Below are 1444 nucleotides of genomic sequence, written 5' to 3' on the forward strand. Positions count from 1 at the left end.
CAAGCAAACAAAGTAGTCGCGGTGCCTCGAAAAACAGATCGAATTAAATTAGCTATTGAACTAGCCAATTCTTCAACCATTTGCTCGCCAACTTGTTTGAGGATCCCAGCGCCTGCAACTTCGTTAAAAGTAAGCACAACTGCGCCAGGAGCAACGCCACATGCAACCCAACCTAAAAATTGACCGACGACTCCACCTGCTTGACCTGCAATTTGGTTCCAAGTTGCGCGAACTTGCTGATCTAGTTGTTCGTCAGTAATATTCCAGTTGAAGTGCCAGATGTATTGACTTAAACTGACAACCGTTCCCCAAATAGCTGATGCAGTCCAGCTAGCGCTTTTTAAGTTTGAAACAATAAATCCGATAAGGCGCTTACCCCAATCAAAAATTACTGAAAGGATGTTTGTGTCTTCTCTGGTAGTAGTTGGCTGAATATCCTGAGATTTAATGACTCTAATTACTGTTGAAATTATTGCTCGCCTAGCGCGAGACTCCAAAGCTCCTTTAACAATATCAGCAGTTCCCATTAATTTTCCTCTGTTCCTCTATCTGAAGTGTCTCCTATTTCTCTAATTCTAGGTCGCTGGCTATAGGGTCTACAAGGGTTGATAGTATCTGTAATTCGATTAACGTCTGTAAACCCTCTCTCTGTTTTTTCTATAAAATCCGAGAAGTCGCTAGTTCTATTCTCGGTTCTATTCTCTGTATTGCTCTCTTGTAAGTCTTCACCAGAAAGCAAGGCGGCAGCATCTTTAATAAATTTTTTAATTTTTGCTGCTGCATTTCCATTTAATTTTATTTGTCTAAAGTTTGGCGTTCTCCACTGCGCTGCAAATCTTTTTAAATCTTCTAAATCGTCTGGCAGAGCGGTTTGACTTTCTAATTCTACAATTTTAACTGCGGTAGTTGGTTTAAATAATTTATGAATCTTGGTAGTCTCCTGGCGTAAAAGTTAGGGTAACTTCTACTACTGATTGTCTCAATTGAGGACGTAAATAATCTAATACCGCTGCAGCGTGGTAGTTGGCAACAGTCGTTGTTTTAACGCTACCTACTTCAACCATTGTGTTTAATATAGCGGTTGCGGTTGCGGTATTGATTTTGTTGTTAATATTGATTCGGGCTATCTCCAGTAACAAATCAGCTCAAGTAGGAAATTTGAATTTTTTAGTTTGGTTGCCTTCTGTTTGTGGGTCAATATCTTCAATTTCCATCTCTCCTGGAAGCTCGCCTACCAAAGCATCTAATTGTTTGGCAACCCAAGAAATTAATTCAGGAATGTTTTGTATTCTAACAATACTGTTACCTCTATCTTTTAAAAGCAGTTGCGGTACGGATACAGGAAACTCATCTACTCCAGTGCGGCGTTTAATCTGTGATACTTCTTTTTGGAGCATAGCAACCATTTGAATTAATCTTCTAACGTCAGCACAACAATTCATAT

2 pseudogenes are annotated in these 1444 nt (G+C 39.5%); both read right to left on the bottom strand.

Annotated features, from left to right (window positions below):
• Positions 1-527 (bottom strand): annotated as a pseudogene (locus MiSe_RS49060) (hypothetical protein); the annotation flags it as partial.
• A 618-nt stretch (positions 528-1145) separates the two neighbouring features.
• Positions 1146-1444 (bottom strand): annotated as a pseudogene (locus MiSe_RS49065) (hypothetical protein); the annotation flags it as partial.

The organism is Microseira wollei NIES-4236, from assembly GCF_020521235.1.
Taxonomy (GTDB): Bacteria; Cyanobacteriota; Cyanobacteriia; order Cyanobacteriales; family Aerosakkonemataceae; genus Microseira; species Microseira wollei.